Origin of the sequence: Streptomyces sp. KPB2, assembly GCF_003950055.1 — a bacterium.
Lineage (GTDB): Bacteria > Actinomycetota > Actinomycetes > Streptomycetales > Streptomycetaceae > Streptomyces > Streptomyces salinarius.
In genome coordinates this window covers 6,329,558-6,350,507 of sequence record NZ_CP034353.1, presented here as the reverse complement: position 1 = coordinate 6,350,507, position 20,950 = coordinate 6,329,558, and the positions used below count along the sequence as shown (strand labels likewise).

Genomic DNA, 20,950 nt, shown 5'->3' with positions numbered 1-20,950 from the left:
CGGCGTCGCCATGTGTGGGGACCTGTGAGAAGAAACCGTGAGTGACGAAACCACCCCGATCTGCTCCGCCAAGGGCTGCCGGACCGCCGCCGTGTGGGTGCTGGCGTGGAACAACCCGAAGCTCCACACCCCGGAGCGCCGCAAGACGTGGATCGCGTGCGACGAGCACCGCGAGCACCTGTCCCAGTTCCTCGGGGTGCGGGGCTTCCTGAAGGACGTGGTCCCGCTCGCCGAGTGGGAGGCCCGGGAGGTCTCCGGCGGGTCCGGGACCGGCGGGTCCGGCCCCGCCTAGCCGCCGATCGCCGACATCGGGCGGTCCGGCTGTACGAACGTCGGGTCGTCCAGGCCCGCGCCCGCCTTCTTGCCCCACATGGCCAGGCGCCAGATGCGGGCGATCTCCTCGTCGGGGGCGCCGGAGCGCAGGGCGGCGCGCAGGTCGGTCTCCTCGGTGGCGAACAGGCAGGTGCGCACCTGGCCGTCGGCGGTCAGCCGGGTGCGGTCGCAGGCCGAGCAGAACGGGCGGGTGACGGAGGCGATGACGCCGACGCGGTGCGGGCCGCCGTCGACCAGCCAGCGTTCGGCCGGGGCCGAGCCGCGTTCCCCGGCGCCCTCCGCGGTCAGCTCGAAGCGGGTGCGCAGGGAGGTCAGGATGTCACCGGCGGTGATCATGCCCTCGCGCTTCCAGCCGTGCTGGGCGTCCAGGGGCATCTGCTCGATGAAGCGCAGCTCGTAGTCGTGCTCGACGGCCCAGGCGAGCAGGTCGGGGGCCTCGTCGTCGTTGAGCCCCGGCATCAGGACGCTGTTGACCTTGACCGGGGTCAGTCCGGCCTCGCGGGCGGCTTCCAGGCCCTCCAGGACGTCCTGGTGGCGGTTGCGCCGGGTGAGGGTCTTGAAGACGTCCGGGCGCAGGGTGTCCAGGGAGACGTTGACCCGGTCCAGGCCCGCCGCCTTCAGGGCCGCGGCCGTGCGCTTGAGGCCGATGCCGTTGGTGGTCAGCGACATCTGGGGGCGCGGGGCGAGGGCGGCGACGCGCTCGACGATGCCGACCAGGCCGGGGCGCAGCAGCGGCTCCCCGCCGGTGAAGCGGACCTCCTCGATGCCGAGGGAGGTGACCGCGATGTCGATGAGGCGGACGATCTCGTCGTCCGTGAGCAGGTCCGGCTTGGCGAGCCACTGGAGGCCCTCTTCGGGCATGCAGTAGGTGCAGCGCAGATTGCAGCGGTCGGTGAGCGAGACCCTCAGGTCGGTGGCCACTCGGCCGTAGGTGTCGATGAGCACGTGGCCCCCTCCCTCGACGCGGATCGGTGGAGCGTTTCTCTCCTCCGACACCGTCGAGCCTACGTGACGGGTCCGACATCGACAGCCGCCCGAACCCACGACGCGGGACGCGGCCGCGTCGTAGGGATCTACGAGCGGCCGCGTCGGCGACGGTCGGACCGGAGGGCGTCAGTGCGCTCCGGTGCCGGTCAGGGACCTGACCTCCAGCTCCGCGTACTTCGCCTCGTCGGGCTTCTCCTTGGACAGGATCGTGCCGAGCCACCCCATGAGGAAGCCGAACGGGATCGAGATGAGCCCAGGGTTCTGCAGCGGGAACCAGGCGAAGTCGACGTCCGGGAACATCGCCTTCGGGTCGCCGGAGACCACGGGCGAGAACAGCACCAGGCCGACGGCGACGATCAGGCCGCCGTAGATCGACCACAGGGCGCCCTGGGTGGTGAACCTCTTCCAGAACAGGCTGTAGAGGATCGTCGGCAGGTTGGCGGAGGCGGCGACGGCGAAGGCCAGGGCGACCAGGCCGGCCACGTTCAGGTCGCGGGCGAGCGCGCCCAGGGCGATGGAGACGATGCCGATGAAGACGGTCGCCCAGCGGGCCGCCCGCATCTCCTCCTTCTCGGTGGCCTGGCCCTTGCGGATGACGTTGGCGTAGATGTCGTGCGCGAAGGACGAGGACGAGGCCAGGGTGAGGCCCGCGACGACGGCGAGGATGGTCGCGAAGGCCACCGCCGAGATCGTGGCGAGCAGGATCGCACCCCAGGCCGAGTCGACGCCGCCCACATGGAGCGCGAGCAGCGGCGCGGCCGTGTTGCCGGACGGGTTGGACGCGATGATCTCGTCCTTCCCGATGAGCGCGGCGGCTCCGAAGCCGAGGGCGATGGTCATCAGGTAGAAGGCGCCGATGATGCCGATCGCCCAGTTGACGGACTTACGGGCGGCCTTGGCGTTGGGCACCGTGTAGAAGCGGATCAGGATGTGCGGCAGACCGGCGGTGCCGAGCACCAGGGCGATGCCGAGCGAGATGAAGTCCAGCTTGGACGTGCCGGTGGCGCCGTACTTCAGTCCGGGCTCCAGGAAGGAGCTGCCCGCGCCGCTGTTCTCGGCGGCCTTGCCGAGCAGGTCGGAGATGTTGAAGTCGAACTTCAGCAGCACCAGGAAGGTGATCAGGATGGTGCCGCCGATCAGCAGCACGGCCTTGACCATCTGCACCCAGGTGGTGCCCTTCATGCCGCCGATGGTGACGTACACGATCATCAGGACGCCGACGAGGGCCACGATGAGGATCTTGCCGGCGTCGGAGGTGATGCCGAGCAGCAGCGAGACCAGGATGCCCGCGCCCGCCATCTGGGCCAGCAGGTAGAAGATCGACACCACGATCGTGGAGGTGCCGGCGGCGGTGCGCACCGGCCGCTGGCGCATGCGGTAGGCGAGGACGTCGCCCATGGTGTAGCGGCCGGAGTTCCTGAGCGGTTCGGCGACCAGGAGCAGGGCGACCAGCCAGGCGACCAGGAAGCCGATGGAGTACAGGAAGCCGTCGTAGCCGAAGAGGGCGATGGCGCCGGCGATGCCGAGGAAGGACGCGGCCGACATGTAGTCGCCGGAGACGGCCAGACCGTTCTGGAAGGCGCTGAACTGGCGGCCGCCCGCGTAGAAGTCGGCGGCGTCCTTGGTCTGGCGGCCCGCCCAGACGGTGATGAACAGCGTCGCGGCGACGAAGACCGCGAAGAGCGTGATGATCAGCGGCCGGTGCTCGCTCGCCTCGTTGGCGGCCAGTTCGGCGGCGAATACGGACTGTGCGGGGCTCATGCGCCGCCCTCCATCCGGGACTTGATGGCCTCGGCCTTGGGGTCGAGCTTCGCGGCGGCGTGCCGCGAGTACCACCAGGCGATGAGGAACGTGGTGACGAACTGGGCGATGCCGAAGACGAACGCGACGTTGATGTTGCCGAAGAGCTTGGTGCCCATGAAGCCGCCGGCGTAGTTCGACAGCAGCACGTAGAGCAGGTACCAGGCGACGAAGGCGACGGTCAGCGGGAACGCGAAGGAGCGGAAGGAGCGGCGCAGTTCGGCGAACTCAGCGCTCTGCTGCACTTCGGAGAACTCCTCGGCGGAGGGGAGTCGGTGCTCCTCTTGCGAGGGGGGCTCCTCTTTCGAGGGGGGCGGTGCGTCGGTGGCCACGGAGTCTCCTCGTACGACGGACATGACGGCTTGGACCTCGGTGTATTCACGGGGGCTGATCGTGCTCGGGCTCCCTGCCCAACGACACGGCGCCCCGAGGGGACCGGTTCAACACCCGCCGCACTTTTCGAAGTCACTCTGAGCGGGTCATTGCTGGCCAGCGACTTCGGGGATAGCTTCACCCTGCACCACTACGTCATGTACCTGCCCGAGCCGTACCCGTGTCTCGGGCAGGTGCCGTTTGCCGATGATGTGGAGACCCCATGGATCATCTGCGTTTCCCGGGTGGCCCGCGCTCCGCACGCGTTTCCCGAGTTTTCCCGACGGACTGGAGACACCACGCATGACCGCACCCCACCCGCGTCACCGTCGTGCCCTCGCGATCCCGGCCGGCCTGGCCGTGGCCGCGTCGCTGGCGTTCCTGCCGGGCACCCCGGCCACCGCGGCACCCGCGGTGGAGTCCGCCCCCTCGGCGGCGACCGACGGGACCTCGCTCAGCTACGTCGTCAACGTCTCCCCGGGGCACCGCCCCTCGGCCACCGTGCGGCGCGCGATAGCCAAGGCGGGCGGCACGATCGTCACGTCGTACGACCGGATCGGCGTGATCGTCGTCCACTCCGCCAACCCGGACTTCGCCAAGAGCGTGCGCAAGGTGCGCGGCGTGCAGTCGGCCGGTGCCACCCGCACCGCCCCGCTGCCCTCGGCCGCCACGACCGACACGGGCGCACCGCAGGTGCTGAGCGGCGCGGAGCTGGCCGCCGCCGAGGCCACCTCCGCGAAGGCCGAGGGCCAGGACCCGCTGGAGTCGCTGCAGTGGGACCTGCCCGCCATCAAGGCGGACAAGGCGCACGAGAAGTCGCTGGGCAGCGAGAAGGTGACCGTCGCCGTCCTCGACACCGGCGTCGACGACACGCACCCGGACATCGCCCCGAACTTCGACCGCGAGGCGTCCGTCAACTGCGTCGCGGGCAAGCCGGACACCACCGACGGCGCCTGGCGGCCGAGCGCGTCGGAGAGCCCGCACGGCACCCACGTGGCCGGGGAGATAGCCGCCGCCAAGAACGGCATCGGCATGACCGGTGTGGCGCCCGGCGTCAAGGTGTCCGGCATCAAGGTCGGCAACCCCGACGGCTTCTTCTACACCGAGGCCGTGGTCTGCGGCTTCATGTGGGCCGCCGAGCACGGCGTGGACGTCACCAACAACAGCTATTACACCGACCCGTGGTACTTCAACTGCAAGGACGACCCGGACCAGAAGGCGCTCGTCGAGGCCGTCTCGCGGGCCACGCGGTACGCGGAGAAGAAGGGCGCGGTCAACGTCGCCGCGGCCGGCAACGAGAACTACGACCTCACCTCCGACGAGATCACCGACCCGTCCTCCCCGAACGACACCACGCCCGGTGACCGGACGGTCGACCCGTCGAAGTGCCTGGACATCCCGACCCAGCTGCCGGGCGTCGTGACGGTCGCGGCGACCGGTGCGAAGGGCCTCAAGTCGTCCTTCTCCAACTACGGCCGGGGCGTCATCGACATCGCCGCGCCCGGCGGCGACTCGACGGCCTACCAGACGCCCGAGCCGCCCGCCACCAGCGGACTGATCCTGGGCACGCTGCCCGGCGGCAAGTGGGGCTACATGGCCGGTACGTCGATGGCCTCCCCGCACGTCGCGGGTGTCGCCGCCCTCATCAAGTCGACGCACCCGCACGCCTCCCCGGCGATGGTCAAGGCCCTGCTGTACGCCGAGGCCGACGCCACGGCGTGCACCAAGCCGTACGACATCGACGGCGACGGCAAGGTCGACGCGGTGTGCGAGGGCCCGAAGAACCGCAACGGCTTCTACGGCTGGGGCATGGCCGACGCGCTGGACGCGGTGACCTGGTAACCGGTACGCGCGCGTGACGCGGGGGCGGCGGACCGGTTCCACCCGGTCCGCCGCCCCACTCGTGGGGGGTATCCGTGTGACGGACACCTACGAGGACCTGCCGGTACGTCGCCGAAGTCGCCCTCGCCCAGGGGAAGCCGCGACCGACCGACCGACGTGGCGCGCGGCTGGTGAAGGGGGAACTTGCCCGGATCTGACGACTTGGTGAAGATCCTGGGGTGACCTCGATGCGACCCCCGACCCGGACCGGCGGTGCCGGACGGCACTCGCGGCCCTCCGGCACCGGCCGGGCCGCGGCCGTACTCGTGCTGGTGGTCCTCGGCGCGCTGATACCCGTGCTCGGCCCGTCCCCCGCGCTGCACGGCACCGGGGAGGCCGAGGCGCCCGGCACCGGCGGCATCGGCCTGCTGCGCACGGTGCTCTTCGCCGCGCTGAGCGTGCCGCTCGGCGAACTCTTCGTCAACCGGCTGGCCCGGTCCCTGCCCGGCGCTCCCCCGGACCGGCCGCGCAGCTGGGCGCCGTACGCGGCGGCCGCCGGTCTCGTCGCCGCCCTGGGGCTGGCCTCGGTCGTGGCCACGGGCAACCTGGTGCCGGGCTCCGCCGCCGACATCGACGTCGGCGGCCTCTACTCCTCCCGCGACGGCAAGCTGGCGCTCGTGGAGGTCAACGGGTTCCTCGCGGCCTGGCTGTGCGCGACCTCCCGCCGGCCCGGGCTCCAGGTCTGGCCGCTGGCCGCCGTGATCGTCGCCGACGCGCTGCGCGCGCATCCCACGACCGAGTACAGCCCGCTGCTCGGCTCCGCTCTGACCCTCGTCCATCTGGCGTGCGCCTCGCTGTGGGTGGGCGGTCTGCTGTACGCGCTGCGGGTGCTGCGGCGTTGGCGGGACGCCGAGGCGGGGCCCGCCCTGCTGGGGCTCTACGCGCGCGTGGCGGCCGTTCTGCTGGCGGCCCTCACGGCGACCGGCGTGTGCAGTTCGCTGCGCCGGATGCCGGCCGGCACGATCCTGGACCAGCTCACGGACACCGCGTACGGGCGCGTCCTGCTCGCCAAGGTGGTGCTGGTGGCCGCCGTCGCCGTCCTCGCGCTGTGGGCCAGGGTCCGGCTGAGCCGCGCCGCCGACCCGCTGGCCGCCTGCTCCCCCGCGCGCGCGGAGGTCGTCGCGCTGGGCGTGGTGGTCGCGGTGTCGGGGCTCCTGACGGCGCTTCCGGTGCCGATCCGCTGGTGAGTGCGCCCGCCGGATGCCGCAACGCTCCTGCCGCGTCAAGGACTTGACGGCACGGGGCACCTGCCGGACCGGAGTGTCGGTCCCGGGCCGTATCCTCATTGACCATGCTCGAAGACCGTACGACCGCAGCGCCGTCCGCCACGGCGTGGCCGGCCGCGTATCCGCAGGGGTACGCGGTCGTCGACGTGGAGACCACCGGCCTGGCCCGCGACGACCGCATCATCTCGGCGGCCGTCTACCGGCTGGACGCCCGCGGCGAGGTCGAGGACCACTGGTACACCCTGGTCAATCCGCAGCGCGACCCGGGGCCGGTGTGGATACACGGTCTGACGAACGACGTACTCCGTGACGCGCCGCTCTTCCCGGACGTCGCGGAGGAGTTCGCGGCCCGGCTGGACGGCCGGGTCCTCGTCGCGCACAACGCCGTCTTCGACTGGCAGATGATCGCCCGCGAGTACGCGCGCGCGAAGCGCGAGGCGCCGGTGCGGCATCGGCTGTGCACCATCGCCCTGTCCAAGGCGCTCGACCTACCGCTGCCCAACCACAAGCTGGAGTCGCTGGCCGCGCACTTCGGCGTCGTGCAGCAGCGGGCGCACCACGCGCTGGACGACGCGCGGGTGCTGGCGGAGGCGTTCCGGCCGAGCCTGCTGGCCGCGGCGGCGGGGGGTGTGCGACTGCCGCTGCACGAGTGCCGGCCGCTGACCGAGTGGTCGGACCGTCCCGCGCCCCGGATCGGGCAGCAGCCGAGCTACGGCAGCTACCGGCCGAACAGTTGGCGCCCCTCCCGCAAAAGGCCCGCATGCCCCTATCCCAACCCGGGCCGGTATGAAGAGGGCAAAAGGCTCAAGCAGGGCATGCGGGTCGCCTTCTCGGGTGACACCTCCGTCGAGCGGGACCTGCTGGAGGACCGTGCCGTCGAGGCGGGACTGCACGTCGCGACCAGCCTGTCCCGGCTGACCAGCCTGCTCGTCACCAACGACCCGGACTCGGGCACCTCGAAGGTGGTCAAGGCCCGGCAGTTCGGCACGCCGGTGGTGGACGAGGCGGCGTTCGGGCAGCTGCTCGCCGACGTCGAGCCGGCGGACGCCGGGTCCTGAGGCAGGCGGTGCCGCGGAGCCGTACGGACGGGTGATTCCGGGCGACTCGCCCGGCGCCCGCCCAGCCGTGCCCGCGGGGACGGCCCACCCTGTGGCGCATGGCGACATGTGAAGTCTGCGGCAACAACTACGGAATGACCTTCGAGGTCCACGCCCAGGGCGCGGTGCACGTCTTCGACTGCTTCTCCTGCGCGATCCACCGGATGGCCCCCATCTGCGAGCACTGCCGGGTGCAGATCATCGGCCAGGGCGTCGAGGTCGACGGCCACTGGTTCTGCGGCGCCCACTGCGCCCGCGCGGAGGGGAGGGCGGGGATCGTCGACAAGGTCTAGCCTCCGGCACACGGCGCCCGAGGGCGCACCCGCCGCATCGCACCCCACGACCGAGTTGTACCGTCGTGGGGTGTACCGCTTCCTGTTGTCCCGCCAGTGGGTGATCCTCACGCTGGTCGCCGTGCTGCTCATCCCCACGATGATCCGGCTGGGCTTCTGGCAGATGCACCGCTACGAGGAGCGCACCGCCCGGAACGACCTGGTCGCGCGTGCGCTCGAGGCGTCGCCGGTGCCCGTGGAGTCGCTGACCGCACCCGGCAAGAAGATCACCACGCGTGAGCGGTACCGCACCGTCACCGCGAAGGGCCGCTTCGACACGGACCACGAGGTCGTCGTCCGCCGCCGCACCGACGGCGACGACAACATCGGCTACCACGTGCTGACCCCGTTCCTGCTGGACGACGGCAAGGTCATGCTCGTGAACCGGGGCTGGATCCCCGCGGACGGCCCGAGTCAGACGGAGTTCCCCGAGATCCCCGCACCGCCCCGGGGGGAGATCACCGTCACCGGGCGGCTGATGCCCGACGAGACGACCGAGGCGAGCGGCATCAAGGATCTCGAGGGCCTGCCGGACCGGCAGATCATGCTCGTCAACAGCGAGCAGCAGGCCGAGCGCCTGGACGCCCCGGTGCTCGGCGGGTACGTCGTCCTGAAGACGCCGGAGCCGAAGAACAACACCCCCGAGCTCATCGGCAAGCCCGGCAACGAGAACGCCGCGCTGAACTACGCCTACGCGATCCAGTGGTGGCTGTTCGCCGCGGCCGTACCCGTCGGCTGGTGGTTCCTGGTCCGCCGCGAGAAGCGCGAGCGGGAGGCCGGCGAGGACGTGCGGCCCGCGGAGGCGGAACCCGCGACGGTGTAGCCGCGCGGAGGGAGCGTGCGGGCGGATCCGATTGCTCCGGCTGCGGCCGGGAAGGGGTCAACCCGTGCACCCCGACATCGAGGACTACGCGCTCATCGGCGACCAGCAGACCGCGGCCCTGGTCGGCACGGACGGCTCCGTGGACTGGCTCTGCCTGCCCCGCTTCGACTCGGCCGCCTGCTTCGCCAAGCTGCTCGGCGACGAGGACAACGGCTACTGGCGCATCGCCCCCAAGGGCGCGGAGCGCTGCACCCGGCGTGCCTACCGGCCGGACACCCTCGTTCTGGACACCGAGTGGGAGACCGAGGACGGTGCGGTCCGCGTCACCGACCTGATGCCCCAGCGCGACCGCGCCCCCGACCTCGTGCGCATCGTGGAGGGCCTGAGCGGCGAGGTCACCGTGCACAGCGTGCTGCGGCTGCGCTTCGACTACGGCTCGATCGTCCCGTGGGTGCGCCGGGCCGACGGGCACCGGGTGGCCGTCGCGGGGCCGGACTCGGCGTGGCTGCGCAGCGAGCCGGAGGTGCACACCTGGGGCGAGGACTTCGGGACGCACGCGGAGTTCACCGTGGCCGCGGGCGAGAAGGTCGCGTTCGTGCTGACCTGGCACCCCTCGCACGAACCGCGGCCACCGCTGATCGACCCGTACGTGTCGCTGGAGCACAGCGTCGAGGACTGGCGGGAGTGGGCGGCACACTGCCGCTACGACGGTCCGCACCGGGACGCCGTGGTCCGCTCCCTGATCACGCTGAAGGCGCTCACGTACAAGCCCACCGGCGGCATCGTGGCCGCCCCCAGCACCTCGCTGCCCGAGGAGCCGGGCGGGGTGCGCAACTGGGACTACCGCTTCTGCTGGCTGCGCGACTCCACTCTCACCCTGGGCGCCCTGCTGTCGGCGGGCTACCTGGAGGAGGCGGAGGCCTGGCGCGACTGGCTGCTGCGCGCGGTCGCGGGCAACCCTGCCGACCTGCAGATCATGTACGGCGTCGCGGGCGAGCGGCGGCTGCCCGAGTTCGAGCTGCCGTGGCTGTCCGGCTTCGCCGAGTCCATCCCCGTCCGCATCGGCAACGACGCGGTGAACCAGCTCCAGCTGGACGTGTACGGGGAGGTCATGGACTCCCTGTCGCTGGCCCGGCTGGCGGGGATGCGCCCGCGACCGCAGATGTGGGAGCTGCAGTGCGCCCTGATGGAGTTCCTGGCCACGGCGTGGCGGGAGCCCGACGAGGGACTGTGGGAGGTGCGGGGCGGGCGCCGGCAGTTCGTGCACTCGAAGGTGATGACGTGGGTGGCGCTGGACCGGGCGGTGCGCACCCTGGAGGACCACCCCGAGCTGGGCGGCGGTGACCTCGACGGGTGGCGGGCGCTGCGCGACGAGGTGCACCGCGAGGTGTGCGAGAAGGGCTACGACCCGGTGCGCAACACGTTCACCCAGTACTACGGCTCGCGGGAGCTGGACGCCTCGCTGCTGCTCGTGCCGCGCGTGGGCTTCCTGCCGCCGGACGACCCGCGGGTGGTCGGCACGGTCGACGCGATCGGCGCGGAGCTGACCCGGGACGGCCTGGTGCGCCGCTACAGCACCGAGGGCCGCCGGGTCGACGGGCTGCCGGGCGGCGAGGGGACGTTCCTGGTGTGCTCGTTCTGGTACGCGGACGCCCTGCACGCGACCGGCCGGACGAAGGAGGCACGGGAGCTGTTCGAGCGGCTGGTGGGGCTCGCCAACGACGTGGGGCTGCTGGCCGAGGAGTACGACCCGGTGGCCGGACGCCAGCTCGGCAACTTCCCGCAGGCCTTCAGCCACGTCGGCCTGGTGAACACGGCCCTCGCCCTGTTCGGGGAGGAGAGGGCAGGATAGGGCCATGGATCTTGGACTGAAGGACCGGGTGTACGTTGTCACGGGAGCCACCCGGGGCCTGGGCAACGCCGCCGCGCGCGAGCTGGTCGCCGACGGGGCGAAGGTGGTCGTCACGGGCCGGGACGAGAAGAGCGTCGCGGAAGCGGCCGCGGCGCTGGGGCCGGACGCGGTCGGGGTCGCCGCCGACAACGCCGACCCGGAGGCCGCCGGGCGGCTGGTCGCGACCGCCCGTGAGCGCTTCGGCCGTTTCGACGGCGTGCTGATCAGCGTGGGCGGGCCGCCGCCCGGGTTCGTCGCCGACACCACCGACGAGCAGTGGCAGGCGGCGTTCGAGTCGGTGTTCCTCGGCGCGGTGCGGCTGGCCCGGACGGCAGCGGCCGAGCTGGCGGAGGGCGGGGTGATCGGTTTCGTGCTGTCGGGCTCGGTGCACGAGCCGATCCCGGGCCTGACCATCTCCAACGGGCTGCGCCCCGGGCTCGCTGGCTTCGCCAAGTCCCTCGCCGACGAACTGGGCCCGCGCGGCATCCGCGTCGTCGGCCTGCTGCCGGGGCGCGTCGACACCGACCGGGTGCGCGAGCTGGACGGGCTGTCCGCCGACCCGGAGGCGACCAGGGCGGCCGCCGAGTCCCGGATCCCGCTGCGCCGCTACGGCGCCCCGGAGGAGTTCGGCCGCGTGTCCGCGTTCCTGCTCTCCCCCGCGGCGTCGTACATCACCGGCGTCATGCTCCCGGTGGACGGCGGCGTGCGGCACGGGTTCTAGGACGGGCGGGGCGCCGACCGGCGTTGGCTGGACGTGGTCGGCGCCCGGCGCGGCGTGTGGGGGCGTCTCCTACGCCCTTGGGCAGTGGAGGAGCGTGCGTCGCGCCGCCGCGCCGACGGGAACGCGACGACTAGGCCTGCCGGCGGGTGCCGGCACCGATCCGTTCGAGCCGTCGGCCGGACGGCGGGCGCCGTGGGCGCGTCGCGGGGACGGAGCAGGCGGGGGCGCAGCCGGGGCGTTTGTCCGGTGGCCCCCTCAGCCGGCCCGCTCGGCTCAACTCACCCGTTCGGCCCCGTGCTTGACGCCCCGGAGGCGGACCTCCGCCGGGAGGGACGGCAGGTGCGCCGAGTCGCGGGCGTGGGTCAGGGCCCGGGTGGTGAGGTCGTGCAGGGCCGTGCCGGGGTCCACGTGGGGGGCGAGGAGCAGCCGGACCCGGGCCGCCGGGGCGTCGCGGCGGCCGGTGAGCCGCACGCCGGCCCGTTCAACGCCGTCCACGCGGTCCGCCTCACCGGCGAGGACCTCCTCCAGCGCCCTGCCGCGCAGGATGGCGCCCTCGCCGTCCCCGGTGTCGACGAGGACTTCGGTGAGCCTGCGGCGGCGTACCACCGCGACCAGCCACCACAGGGCGAGCAGCAGCAGGACGGCGAGGGCGGCGATGACGACCGGCCACCACCAGCCGGCGTCCCGCCACCGGGTGCGTTCGGCGTCGCTGAGCAGCACGTCGTGCGGCCCCTGGTGGACCCGCCAGGAGGGCGCGGGCGCGTCGAACCCCACGGCCAGCACCGCGCCGCCGAGCGCGAGCAGGACCAGGCCTACCAGTCCGGTCAGTACCCGGTTCACGGTCCTGAGCACCGCGCTCACCCCTTCCGTCCGGGGCGCTTGACCCGCAGCGACACGGCGGGCGGCCGGGCCAGTCCGAGGCCGCGCACCGCTCCGTCGAGCACACCGTCCAGGTCGGCCCGTACGTCGTCCAGTTCCCGGAAGTGCGACAGCGCCCGTACCCGGGCCCTGCGGCGGCGCATCCGCACCCGCGCCGACTGCACCCCGGACACCTCCATGGCCCGGTCGCGCAGCACCGTGGCGGCGGCGTCGCGGTGCAGCGCGGCGCGTACGCCGGGGTGGGTGCGCCGCATCGGCAGCAGCCGCCGCAGCCCGGGGGTGAGGGCCAGCACGAGCAGCCAGAGCCCGAGGGCCGCGGCGACTCCCGCGCCGACCAGCACCCACGTGTCGTCGACGGGCCGTTCGGCGAGCTGCCGGGCCAGGTCCCGGCGCCAGCCGAGGGCGGACCGGCCGGCGCGCACGGCGGCGACGTCGTAGAGGAAGGCCCCGGCGAGCAGCAGGAGCACGAGCGCCACGATGCCGGCGGGCACGCGGCGCGTGGACCAGAAGCGGCCGGCCCGGCCGAGGGCGGGCCCGTCGGGGACGCCGGACTCGTACGGGCCGGGTTCCGTGTCCGTCCCGGTGCCGCGTTCCACGACGGGCAGGCGCTGGGTGCTGCCCTCTCCCGTCCCGGCCCCCTGGGGCTCGCTCATCGCGTCCTCCCGTGCCTCGCGCCGTACTCCGCCGCCAGGTGCAGCCGCTCCACCCGGACGACGACCTCCGGCACCGCCATACCCACCAACGCGCGTACCCGCTGGACGACTTGGTGACGCACCCGGGCACAGCGGGCGCCGATGTCGCACGGGTAGTCGAGTTCCAGGTGGACGCTGACACGGGCGGTGTCGTGGTGGACGACGACGGTGGCGAACGGGCGCGCCGCGTCCGGGTGCAGTGGGCCGAGCGCCTCGCGTGCCGCCCGGGCGGCGATCTTGGCGACGACCCGGTCGGCGATCCGGGTGGCACCGCGTTCGCCGGGCGCCACCCGGGCCAGGGGTTGGAGGAGCTCGCCGACCCCGTCGCTCACGGCCCCGTCGCTCACGCCGGTCACCGCCGCCGGTCGTCGCGGCTGCGGAAGAAGTCACCGAGGTCCATGTCCCCCTCCAGGAGGCGGCCGACGACGAACCCGACGGCCCCCAGGGCCGCCACCAGCAGGAAGGCGCCGAAGCCGCCGAAGTAGCCGGCGAAGCCCAGTGCCATGCCGGCGATCATGCCGACCACGGCCATGCTCATGGTGCGCTCTCCTCATTCACCGCTCGGTCCTCTTCCCTCACGGTCGCCCTCACCTGATCCGGGGCTCCGGTTCCTCGTCCTCCTCGTCGGGCAGCTTGACGTCGCTGACCGCGATGTTGACCTCGACGACTTCGAGGCCGGTCATCCGTTCCACCGCCGCGACCACGTTCTCCCGCACGTCCCGGGCCACGTCCGCGATCGACACGCCGTACTCGACGACGATCTCCAGGTCGAGGGCGGTCTGCTTCTCGCCGACCTCGGCCTTCACCCCGCGGGTCACCCCCGACGACTTGGTCCCGCCGGGCACCCGGTCGCGCACGGCGCCGAAGGTGCGCGACATGCCGCTGCCCATCGCGTGCACACCGGCGACGTCGCGTGCCGCCATTCCGGTGATCTTCTCCACGACGCCGTCGGCGATGGTGGTCCGTCCCCGGGTGCCGGGGTCGCCGCCGCCGCGCCTGAGCGCCTGGCCCTTGACCGTTCCGGAGGTCTCGATGCTGTCCGGTCCGCTTCGGTGGCTCTCGATGTCGCTCATCGCCGTACGTCCCTTCCGGTCGTAGTCCTGTTGACCACGTTAGGCGGGGTTGCACGGGCCCGCGCCACGGACGCGGCAGGTTGGAGGACGGGGCGCGGTGGGCGGGGTGGAGAACAGGGTGCGGCGGGCGGGTGGAGAACGGGGTACGGCGGGCAGGGGGAGAACAGGGTGCGGCCGGCGGGCTGCGGATCGGGCTCGCGGATCCCGGCGACGTGCGCGGGGCCGCCGTCCGGCGCCGGGGGCCGCACCCCCTGGGAGCGTTCCTACTCCCCGAGCCCCGCCAGGTCGCGCAGCCGGCGTCCCTGGGCGGCCCGTTCGGCGGTGCGCTGGGCCTCGTAGTCCCGCCGCTGGGCGCCCTGGAGCAGCGCCTTGGTCTCGACGACCGCGTCGCGCGGTGCGGCCAGGATCGCCGACACCAGGTCGTGCACCGCGGGGTCGAGCTGGTCCGCGGGCACGGCGAGGTTGGCCAGGCCGGTGCTCACGGCCTCCTCGGCCGCGACGAAGCGCCCGGTCGCGCAGATCTCCAGCGCGCGGGCGTATCCGACCAGGGACACCAGCGGATGTGTGCCGGTCAGGTCCGGCACCAGGCCGAGGCTGGTCTCGCGCATGGCGAACTGCACGTCGTCCGCGACGACCCGCAGGTCGCAGGCGAGGGCCAGCTGGAAGCCCGCCCCGATGGCGTGCCCCTGCACGGCGGCGACCGACACGAGGTCGCTGCGCCGCCACCAGGTGAACGCCTCCTGGTACTCGGCGATGGTCGCGTCCAGCTCGGCGTCGCCGCCCCGCGCGAGGTCGATGAACGACGGTTCGCCGTCGAAGCCCTCGGGCGTGAACGCCTGCCGGTCGAGCCCGGCCGAGAAGGACTTGCCCTCGGCCCGCAGCACCACGGCCCGGACGGAGCCCGGCAGCAGCCGGCCGGCCTCGGCGAGCGCCCGCCACAGAGCGGGACTCTGCGCGTTGCGCTTGGCCGGGTTGGTCAGCGTCACCGTGGCGATCGCGTCGTCGACGGTGAGCCGCACGCCGTCCTGGTCGAGTGCGGGACCGGGGTCGTGGGCGGGCGAAGCCATGGGGCGCCTCCGAAAGGTGCGGTCGTCGTCCCCGCCGCGCGCCGGACGGTGCGCCGTACCACGGCAGGGCTAAGTGACTGCACAGTAACCACCCGGGCGGTCGGACGACCGACCGGGTGGCCACCATCACTTTCGGAACGCGTTCCAAGCCGGGGGCCGCCCGGGACGTCAGGCCGATGTGGCCTTTTTGCCCCGGGTAGCCCCGCCACGCCCTCGGAGCGTGACGCCCGACTCGCTGAGCATGCGGTGCACAAAGCCATACGAGCGGCCGGTTTCCTCGGCCAACGCCCGGATGCTCGCACCGGCGTCGTACTTCTTCTTCAGGTCTGCCGCGAGCTTGTCGCGCGCGGCGCCGGTCACCCGGCTGCCCTTCTTCAGAGTCTCGGCCACCCGTGCCTCCTCATGGGAAGTGCGCTCTGGTCTTCTCATGATCACCCCTCCAGGCGCTCATGGCCACCCATTCGGCAAGGTCGATGAGACGAGCTGGTGACGACAGGAGCGGGTCCCCACATACGGAATCTGCGATTCCAGAGAATCGGGCGCGTTCGGCCGAACGGGTTTCTCCGCGAAATTCCAGGTCAGAAAGGCGTCGCGGCCGGGACCCCGACAATGGGGGCCCGGCCGCGAAATCGATGTAGGACACACCTCTTGATGAGGAGATCTCACACAGATGGTGGATCACGGATCGGCCGAATGATCCATCACCAGTGGATCATCCATTCGATCAAGCGAGGGCGACGAGGTCCGCGTAGTCGGCGCCCCACAGGTCCTCGACGCCGTCCGGAAGCAGGATGATCCGCTCCGGCTGGAGCGCCTCGACGGCGCCCTCGTCGTGGGTGACGAGGACGACCGCGCCCTTGTAGGTGCGCAGGGCGCCCAGGATCTCCTCGCGGCTGGCCGGGTCGAGGTTGTTGGTGGGCTCGTCCAGGAGCAGCACGTTCGCCGAGGACACCACGAGGGTGGCGAGGGCCAGCCGGGTCTTCTCGCCGCCGGAGAGGACGCCGGCGGGCTTGTCGACATCGTCGCCGGAGAACAGGAACGAACCCAGCGTCTTGCGGACGTCCACGAGGTCGAGGTCGGGGTTGGCCGAGCGCATGTTCTCCAGGACGGAGCGCTCGGGGTCGAGGGTCTCGTGCTCCTGCGCGTAGTAGCCGAGCTTGAGGCCGTGGCCCTCGATCACCTGGCCGGTGTCGGGCTTCTCGACGCCGCCGAGCAGGCGCAACAGCGTGGTCTTGCCCGCGCCGTTGAGGCCGAGGATGACGACCCGGGAACCCTTGTCGATGGCCAGGTCGACGTCGGTGAAGATCTCCAGCGAGCCGTACGACTTGGACAGGCCCTCGGCGGTGAGCGGGGTCTTGCCGCAGGGCGCGGGCTCCGGGAAGCGGAGCTTGGCGACCTTGTCGGACTGGCGGACCGCCTCCAGGCCGGAGAGCAGCTTGTCCGCGCGGCGGGCCATGTTCTGCGCGGCCACGGTCTTGGTGGCCTTGGCGCGCATCTTGTCGGCCTGCGAGTGCAGGGCGGCGGCCTTCTTCTCGGCGTTGGCGCGCTCGCGCTTGCGGCGCTTCTCGTCGGCCTCGCGCTGCTGCTGGTAGAGCTTCCAGCCCATGTTGTAGACGTCGATCTGGGAGCGGTTGGCGTCCAGGTAGAACACCTTGTTGACGACCGTCTCGACCAGGTCGACGTCGTGGGAGATCACGATGAAGCCGCCGCGGTAGGTCTTCAGGTAGTCCCGCAGCCAGATGATCGAGTCGGCGTCGAGGTGGTTGGTGGGCTCGTCGAGGAGCAGGGTGTCGGCGTCCGAGAACAGGATCCGGGCCAGCTCGATACGGCGGCGCTGACCGCCGGAGAGCGTGTGCAGGGGCTGGCCGAGCACCCGGTCGGGCAGGTTGAGCGCGGCGGCGATGGTGGCGGCCTCGGCCTCGGCGGCGTACCCGCCCTTGGTGAGGAACTCGGTCTCCTGGCGCTCGTACTGCCTGAGCGCCTTGTCGCGGGTGGCGCCCTGGCCGTTGGCGATGCGCTGTTCGTTCTCCCGCATCTTGCGGATCAGCACGTCCAGGCCGCGGGCGGACAGGATGCGGTCGCGGGCGAGGACGTCGAGGTCGCCGGTGCGCGGGTCCTGCGGGAGGTAGCCGACCTCGCCGGAGCGGGTGACGGCACCGGCGGCGGGCTGGCCCTCGCCGGCCAGGACCTTGGTGAGGGTGGTCTTGCCGGCGCCGTTGCGGCCGACCAGGCCGATGCGGTCGCCCTTGGCGACGCGGAAGGTGGCGCTCTCGATGAGGACACGGGCACCGGCGCGCAGCTCGATGCCGGAGGCGGAGATCACGGTCAGACTCCTGGGCGGGTGGATTGGCGGGGTGGGCGGCTGTGGAGGATCCCGCCGTCTAGTGCACGAGGAGAATGGCCATGAGGGCCAGTCTAACGGGGCGGTGCAAGCGCTTTTCCCCGCGACCGTTGTCAGTGGCCGGTGGAAGACTGGGCGAACGGGTCCAAAAGCACCACGGACCACCGACTCACCCGGCTCACAAGGAAGTGATCGGCATGGCAGGCAACGACAGCGGGCGCCCGAGCATCTGCCCGACGCTCCGGTACGCGGACGCCAAGGCGGCGATCCGACAGCTCACCGAGGCCTTCGGCTTCACCGAGATCGCGGTCTACGAGGACCAGGACGGCTCGGTGGCCCACGCCGAGCTGGGCCAGGGCAACGGCGTGGTCATGCTCGGCTCGAAGGGCAAGGGCGGCCGCTTCGACGAGGCGATGAAGAAGGGCGGCCCCACCGGGGTGTACGTCGTGGTGGCGGACGTCGACGCCCACCACCGGCGGGCCGTGGAGCACGGCGCGGAGATCCTGATGCCCCCGACCGACCAGGACTACGGCTCACGGGACTACATGGCCCGCGATCTGGAGGGCAACGTCTGGAGCTTCGGGACCTACGCGCCGGAGGTACGCGGGTAGCCTCCGGCGCGGCGCCCGTGGGCCCCTCCGGGCTCAGCCGCCCCCGGTGTGGACCTGGAAGGCCGCCCGGCGGACGGCCTTGGCCAGCGCGGGGTCGGGATGCGCGGCGGCGAGGGCGACCAGGACCTGCACGGTGCGGGGGTGGCCGACGGCGCGGACCTCGTCGAGCAGGGCCGGGACGGTGGGCTGCACCGCCGACTCCAGGTGCCGCACGAGCAGCGGCGCCTCCCCGTGGTCGGCGACGGCCGCCGCGGTGTCGACCCACAGCCAGGTGGCCTCCGGCCGGGTGAGGACCTCGTGCGCGTCCTCGGGGTCGGCGCCGTCGTGCTCGGCCAGCCACAACAGGGCGTACGGGCGCAGCGTCGGCTCGTCGAGGACGCCGCGCACGTCGGGCTCGGCGGGGGCGCCGACGACCCGCAGCGCGTCGAAGGCCAGGCCGCGCAGCAGGGCGTCCTCGCCGCGGGCGGCGCCGATCAGTTCGGCGACGGCGCTGCCCACGGGGCGGGCGGCGAGCCAGGCGCGGTATTCGTCGCGGGCGGCGTTGGGGCGGAGCCGGGCACAGCCGCGGAGCATGCCCTCGGCCGACTGCTCGATGTGGCCGGCCGGGCTCTGCGCGGCGACGCAGATCTGCTCCAGCTTGACCCAGACCGCCCAGCTGCCCAGCGGGGTGAGCGTGGCGTGTCCGTCGCCGCAGGTGAGGGCGCCGACGGAGGCGAGGGCGTGCAGGGCCCAGTCGAGGAGCGGGGCGAGCGGGGTGTCCGTGGCGGGGTCCGGTTCCGGCTCGGCGCCCGGGGTGCCGGGCTCCAGGCGGGGGCCGTAGGGCACCTCGCAGCGTTCGGTGCGCAGTTCGGTGACGCGCTGCTCCAGCAGGTCCAGGAGCTGGGCCACGGGGACGGGTCCGGCGGACAGCTGGAGGAAGGAGAGCACCTGGGGCATCGCGGAGACGACCTCGGCGACGACGGCGGGCTCCTCCGCGGGCTCGGGGTGGGCGAGCGACCAGGCGTCGAAGAGGGCGACCCAGCCGCGCAGCACGGCGCTGTCGTCGCGGTTCCAGGCGCGCAGCCGCCAGCCGGGACGTGCGGTGTCGCCGTGCACCTCGATCAGTCCGGCGAGGCGGGCGGTGTCCCAGTCCGCGCGCACCTTGGCCACGGTGAGGCCCAGTTCGCGGGCCGCGTGCTCGGCGGTGGCGTCGGACAGGGTGGCCTTGCCGTCGGCGGTCGCGCTGCCGCGGCCGGGGCCGAGGGCGGAGTCGGCCCAGCGGGCGACGCGGGCCGCGTCGGCAAGACCGGAGCGTGCCATTCCGGCCAGCTCCGACCGGGCCGGTGTGCCTTCCGGCGGGCGGGGCGCGGGGCGGCGCGGACGCCGCTGATTGATCGCTTGGGGGGCGGCGGCCAGGGGTCGCGGGCGGACGAGTCGAAGCCTGGAGTCGCGCGGGATACGGGACGTCACGGGTGCAGTCTTCCGGTTGACGGTCCGAAAACCCAAACGGAATGCCCCGGCAGCCTCCTGGGACGGCGGACGCGAGGCCCGGGCGCGCTGCCCGGGCACCGGATCAGGCCACTGGTACGGCGTCAACCGGAACGGGAGCGACGCACGTCGGCACAACGGCGGACGGGGGCGTGACGGGGGTGCCGCGGGGTCACACCAGGGGGGTCATGAAGCGGCGGAGGGTCTCCTCGTAGTCCTCGGGGTCGGCGTTCCACATGGCACCGTGCGGGGCGTCGCGGACGGTGTGGAGGGCGACCAGGCGCGAGTGGGTGTCGGCGAGGCGGCGGGAGAGGCGCCAGGGGGCCACCGCGTCGCCGGGGCCGTGGAAGATCAGGGTCGGAACCGCCGGGCGGTACAGGCCCGCCATGCCGGCGTCCCGGTCGGCGTGCAGACCGGCGCGGCCCTGCGCGGCCCGGACGGCGAGCGGCAGGAGCGCGCCGGGGACGCGGCGGGCGGCGGCCAGGGCGCGCAGGGTGGTCTCCCAGCTGAGGACCGGGGAGTCCAGGACGAGACCCGCGATGCGCTCGCGCACGCCGGAGAGCGCGGCGGTGCGCAGGGCCATGGTGGCGCCGGTGGACCAGCCGAGCAGGACGACCTGGCGGGCACCGTGGTCGAGGGCGTAGCGCACGGCCGCGTCCACGTCGCGCCACTCGGTCTCGCCGAAGTGGTGCAGCCCGTCGGGCGAGGGCGGCGCGCCGACGTCGCCGCGGTGGGCGAGGGCGAGGACCGCGACGTTCCTGCGGTGCAGGGGGGCGATCAGGTTCAGGGCGTGTTCGCGGGTGGCGGCCAGGCCGTGCACGGCGATGATCCAGGTCGGGCGGGCCCCGGGCACGAACCAGGCCGGGAGCGGACCGAGTTCCCCCGGCACCTCGACGTCGGTGTAGTCGATGCCGAGGGCCGTGCCCGGGTTCCCGACGTACAGGTTCGGGGTGAACCACGCCCGGTCGCCGGCCTCGAGGGTGCCGTGCGTGACGCCTTCGAGGCGGCGTACGACGGTGTCGGCGCCGTGTTCGGCGGTGCCGAGGACCGGGCCGACGACCGCGTGCGACCCGTCGCCGGCGAGTCCGTACCGGCCGGGGCGCAGCGCGGCCAGATCCCGGGTGAGGGTGATCTGGCCGGCGGCGGTGCCGTGCACGGTGAGCCGGGGCTCGGTGGGCAGGGGCCGGCCGGGGGGCGCCTTGAGCGCGGCGTCGCTGGCGAGCCGGCCGGCGGCGACGCTCGCCGCCCCGGTCGCCAGGGCTGCGGTGACGGCGGCTGCCGTTGCGGTGACAGTGCGCATGGGGCCAGTCTCCTGGGGGAGTCCTCGGGCGGCCAGTGGACGCGTGACAGTGGGTGA

General features: G+C 72.9%; 22 protein-coding genes. 9 read left to right on the top strand and 13 right to left on the bottom strand.

Annotated elements, in window-relative coordinates; all coding sequences use genetic code 11:
• Window positions 1-37: 37 nt before the first annotated feature.
• Window positions 38-292: a hypothetical protein gene (locus D1J63_RS28625; protein ID WP_125632835.1), complete on the top strand. Its 255-nt coding sequence runs from the start codon at window positions 38-40 to the stop codon at window positions 290-292.
• On the opposite strand, the gene moaA is transcribed toward D1J63_RS28625, so the two are convergent.
• The 3 genes from moaA to D1J63_RS28610 all read right to left on the bottom strand — a co-directional run bounded on the left by moaA (window position 289) and on the right by D1J63_RS28610 (window position 3,452).
• Window positions 289-1,278: a GTP 3',8-cyclase MoaA gene (gene moaA, locus D1J63_RS28620; protein WP_241235619.1), complete on the bottom strand. Its 990-nt coding sequence runs from the start codon at window positions 1,276-1,278 to the stop codon at window positions 289-291. The two genes, D1J63_RS28625 and moaA, sit on opposite strands and share 4 nt — an antisense overlap.
• Before the next feature lie 168 nt (window positions 1,279-1,446).
• Window positions 1,447-3,081: a cation acetate symporter gene (locus D1J63_RS28615; RefSeq protein ID WP_102930399.1), complete on the bottom strand. Its 1,635-nt coding sequence runs from the start codon at window positions 3,079-3,081 to the stop codon at window positions 1,447-1,449.
• Window positions 3,078-3,452 carry a DUF485 domain-containing protein gene (locus tag D1J63_RS28610; protein ID WP_031047659.1) on the bottom strand — a complete coding sequence of 125 codons (375 nt, stop codon included), beginning with the start codon at window positions 3,450-3,452 and terminating at the stop codon, window positions 3,078-3,080. The genes D1J63_RS28615 and D1J63_RS28610 overlap by 4 nt, the downstream gene beginning before the upstream one ends.
• A 343-nt stretch (window positions 3,453-3,795) precedes the next feature.
• On the opposite strand from D1J63_RS28610, the gene D1J63_RS28605 reads away from it, so the two are divergent.
• The 7 genes from D1J63_RS28605 to D1J63_RS28575 all read left to right on the top strand — a co-directional run bounded on the left by D1J63_RS28605 (window position 3,796) and on the right by D1J63_RS28575 (window position 11,463).
• The gene (locus D1J63_RS28605; protein WP_125632833.1) at window positions 3,796-5,334 is read left to right on the top strand and encodes a S8 family serine peptidase; all 1,539 of its coding nucleotides are present in this window, start codon (window positions 3,796-3,798) and stop codon (window positions 5,332-5,334) included.
• Window positions 5,335-5,561: 227 nt separating this feature from the next.
• A complete protein-coding gene (locus tag D1J63_RS28600) occupies window positions 5,562-6,560 on the top strand; it encodes a CopD family protein (RefSeq protein WP_164713016.1) in 999 nt (332 codons plus the stop codon).
• Window positions 6,561-6,664: 104 nt separating this feature from the next.
• Window positions 6,665-7,657, top strand: coding sequence for a DEDDh family exonuclease (locus D1J63_RS28595; protein WP_125632829.1), 993 nt, complete (start codon window positions 6,665-6,667; stop codon window positions 7,655-7,657).
• Window positions 7,658-7,755: 98 nt separating this feature from the next.
• A complete protein-coding gene (locus D1J63_RS28590; RefSeq protein ID WP_003976994.1) occupies window positions 7,756-7,989 on the top strand; it encodes a hypothetical protein in 234 nt (77 codons plus the stop codon).
• A gap of 70 nt (window positions 7,990-8,059) precedes the next feature.
• Window positions 8,060-8,851 (top strand): SURF1 family protein, encoded by a 792-nt coding sequence (locus D1J63_RS28585; RefSeq protein WP_125632827.1) that lies wholly within the window; start codon window positions 8,060-8,062, stop codon window positions 8,849-8,851.
• A 64-nt stretch (window positions 8,852-8,915) separates the two neighbouring features.
• Window positions 8,916-10,703 (top strand): glycoside hydrolase family 15 protein, encoded by a 1,788-nt coding sequence (locus D1J63_RS28580; protein WP_125632825.1) that lies wholly within the window; start codon window positions 8,916-8,918, stop codon window positions 10,701-10,703.
• Between the two features lie 4 nt (window positions 10,704-10,707).
• A complete protein-coding gene (locus tag D1J63_RS28575; protein WP_125632823.1) occupies window positions 10,708-11,463 on the top strand; it encodes an SDR family oxidoreductase in 756 nt (251 codons plus the stop codon).
• A 273-nt stretch (window positions 11,464-11,736) separates the two neighbouring features.
• On the opposite strand, the gene amaP is transcribed toward D1J63_RS28575, so the two are convergent.
• The 8 genes from amaP to D1J63_RS28530 form a co-directional block, all read right to left on the bottom strand.
• On the bottom strand, window positions 11,737-12,324 hold the full coding sequence (gene amaP, locus D1J63_RS28570) for an alkaline shock response membrane anchor protein AmaP (RefSeq protein ID WP_125632820.1): 588 nt from the start codon (window positions 12,322-12,324) through the stop codon (window positions 11,737-11,739).
• A complete protein-coding gene (locus D1J63_RS28565; RefSeq protein ID WP_125632817.1) occupies window positions 12,321-12,995 on the bottom strand; it encodes a DUF6286 domain-containing protein in 675 nt (224 codons plus the stop codon). The genes amaP and D1J63_RS28565 overlap by 4 nt, the downstream gene beginning before the upstream one ends.
• Window positions 12,992-13,390 (bottom strand): Asp23/Gls24 family envelope stress response protein, encoded by a 399-nt coding sequence (locus D1J63_RS28560; protein WP_125632815.1) that lies wholly within the window; start codon window positions 13,388-13,390, stop codon window positions 12,992-12,994. Before D1J63_RS28560 ends, D1J63_RS28565 begins: the two co-directional genes overlap by 4 nt.
• Window positions 13,387-13,572: a hypothetical protein gene (locus D1J63_RS28555; RefSeq protein WP_031047637.1), complete on the bottom strand. Its 186-nt coding sequence runs from the start codon at window positions 13,570-13,572 to the stop codon at window positions 13,387-13,389. Before D1J63_RS28555 ends, D1J63_RS28560 begins: the two co-directional genes overlap by 4 nt.
• A gap of 49 nt (window positions 13,573-13,621) precedes the next feature.
• On the bottom strand, window positions 13,622-14,107 hold the full coding sequence (locus D1J63_RS28550; RefSeq protein WP_102930909.1) for an Asp23/Gls24 family envelope stress response protein: 486 nt from the start codon (window positions 14,105-14,107) through the stop codon (window positions 13,622-13,624).
• 263 nt (window positions 14,108-14,370) lie between these two features.
• A complete protein-coding gene (locus D1J63_RS28545; protein ID WP_102930908.1) occupies window positions 14,371-15,174 on the bottom strand; it encodes an enoyl-CoA hydratase/isomerase family protein in 804 nt (267 codons plus the stop codon).
• Between the two features lie 168 nt (window positions 15,175-15,342).
• The gene (locus D1J63_RS28540; RefSeq protein WP_003976983.1) at window positions 15,343-15,564 is read right to left on the bottom strand and encodes a helix-turn-helix domain-containing protein; all 222 of its coding nucleotides are present in this window, start codon (window positions 15,562-15,564) and stop codon (window positions 15,343-15,345) included.
• A gap of 334 nt (window positions 15,565-15,898) precedes the next feature.
• Window positions 15,899-17,497, bottom strand: a complete 1,599-nt coding sequence (locus tag D1J63_RS28530; RefSeq protein WP_102930906.1) for an ABC-F family ATP-binding cassette domain-containing protein — start codon at window positions 17,495-17,497, stop codon at window positions 15,899-15,901.
• A 215-nt stretch (window positions 17,498-17,712) separates the two neighbouring features.
• Between D1J63_RS28530 and D1J63_RS28525 the strand changes: the two genes are divergently transcribed.
• A complete protein-coding gene (locus tag D1J63_RS28525; RefSeq protein ID WP_164713015.1) occupies window positions 17,713-18,126 on the top strand; it encodes a VOC family protein in 414 nt (137 codons plus the stop codon).
• A gap of 33 nt (window positions 18,127-18,159) precedes the next feature.
• Here D1J63_RS28525 and D1J63_RS28520 read toward each other — a convergent pair whose 3' ends face one another.
• Together D1J63_RS28520 and D1J63_RS28515 are read right to left on the bottom strand one after the other, a co-directional pair.
• Window positions 18,160-19,575 carry a hypothetical protein gene (locus tag D1J63_RS28520; protein WP_164713014.1) on the bottom strand — a complete coding sequence of 472 codons (1,416 nt, stop codon included), beginning with the start codon at window positions 19,573-19,575 and terminating at the stop codon, window positions 18,160-18,162.
• A gap of 190 nt (window positions 19,576-19,765) precedes the next feature.
• Entirely contained in the window at window positions 19,766-20,893 is a 1,128-nt protein-coding gene (locus D1J63_RS28515; protein WP_125632809.1) for an alpha/beta fold hydrolase, read from the bottom strand.
• Window positions 20,894-20,950 lie beyond the last annotated feature (57 nt).

Bases quoted from the DNA above. Each gene is read 5' to 3' on its own strand.
- D1J63_RS28615 (WP_102930399.1), bottom strand. From the start codon at position 3,081: ATGAGCCCCGCACAGTCCGTATTCGCCGCCGAACTGGCCGCCAACGAG.
- D1J63_RS28605 (WP_125632833.1), top strand. From the start codon at position 3,796: ATGACCGCACCCCACCCGCGTCACCGTCGTGCCCTCGCGATCCCGGCC.
- D1J63_RS28600 (WP_164713016.1), top strand. From the start codon at position 5,562: ATGCGACCCCCGACCCGGACCGGCGGTGCCGGACGGCACTCGCGGCCC.
- D1J63_RS28595 (WP_125632829.1), top strand. From the start codon at position 6,665: ATGCTCGAAGACCGTACGACCGCAGCGCCGTCCGCCACGGCGTGGCCG.
- D1J63_RS28590 (WP_003976994.1), top strand. From the start codon at position 7,756: ATGGCGACATGTGAAGTCTGCGGCAACAACTACGGAATGACCTTCGAG.
- D1J63_RS28575 (WP_125632823.1), top strand. From the start codon at position 10,708: ATGGATCTTGGACTGAAGGACCGGGTGTACGTTGTCACGGGAGCCACC.
- D1J63_RS28565 (WP_125632817.1), bottom strand. From the start codon at position 12,995: ATGAGCGAGCCCCAGGGGGCCGGGACGGGAGAGGGCAGCACCCAGCGC.
- D1J63_RS28555 (WP_031047637.1), bottom strand. From the start codon at position 13,572: ATGAGCATGGCCGTGGTCGGCATGATCGCCGGCATGGCACTGGGCTTC.
- D1J63_RS28550 (WP_102930909.1), bottom strand. From the start codon at position 14,107: ATGAGCGACATCGAGAGCCACCGAAGCGGACCGGACAGCATCGAGACC.
- D1J63_RS28545 (WP_102930908.1), bottom strand. From the start codon at position 15,174: ATGGCTTCGCCCGCCCACGACCCCGGTCCCGCACTCGACCAGGACGGC.
- D1J63_RS28525 (WP_164713015.1), top strand. From the start codon at position 17,713: ATGGCAGGCAACGACAGCGGGCGCCCGAGCATCTGCCCGACGCTCCGG.
- D1J63_RS28515 (WP_125632809.1), bottom strand. From the start codon at position 20,893: ATGCGCACTGTCACCGCAACGGCAGCCGCCGTCACCGCAGCCCTGGCG.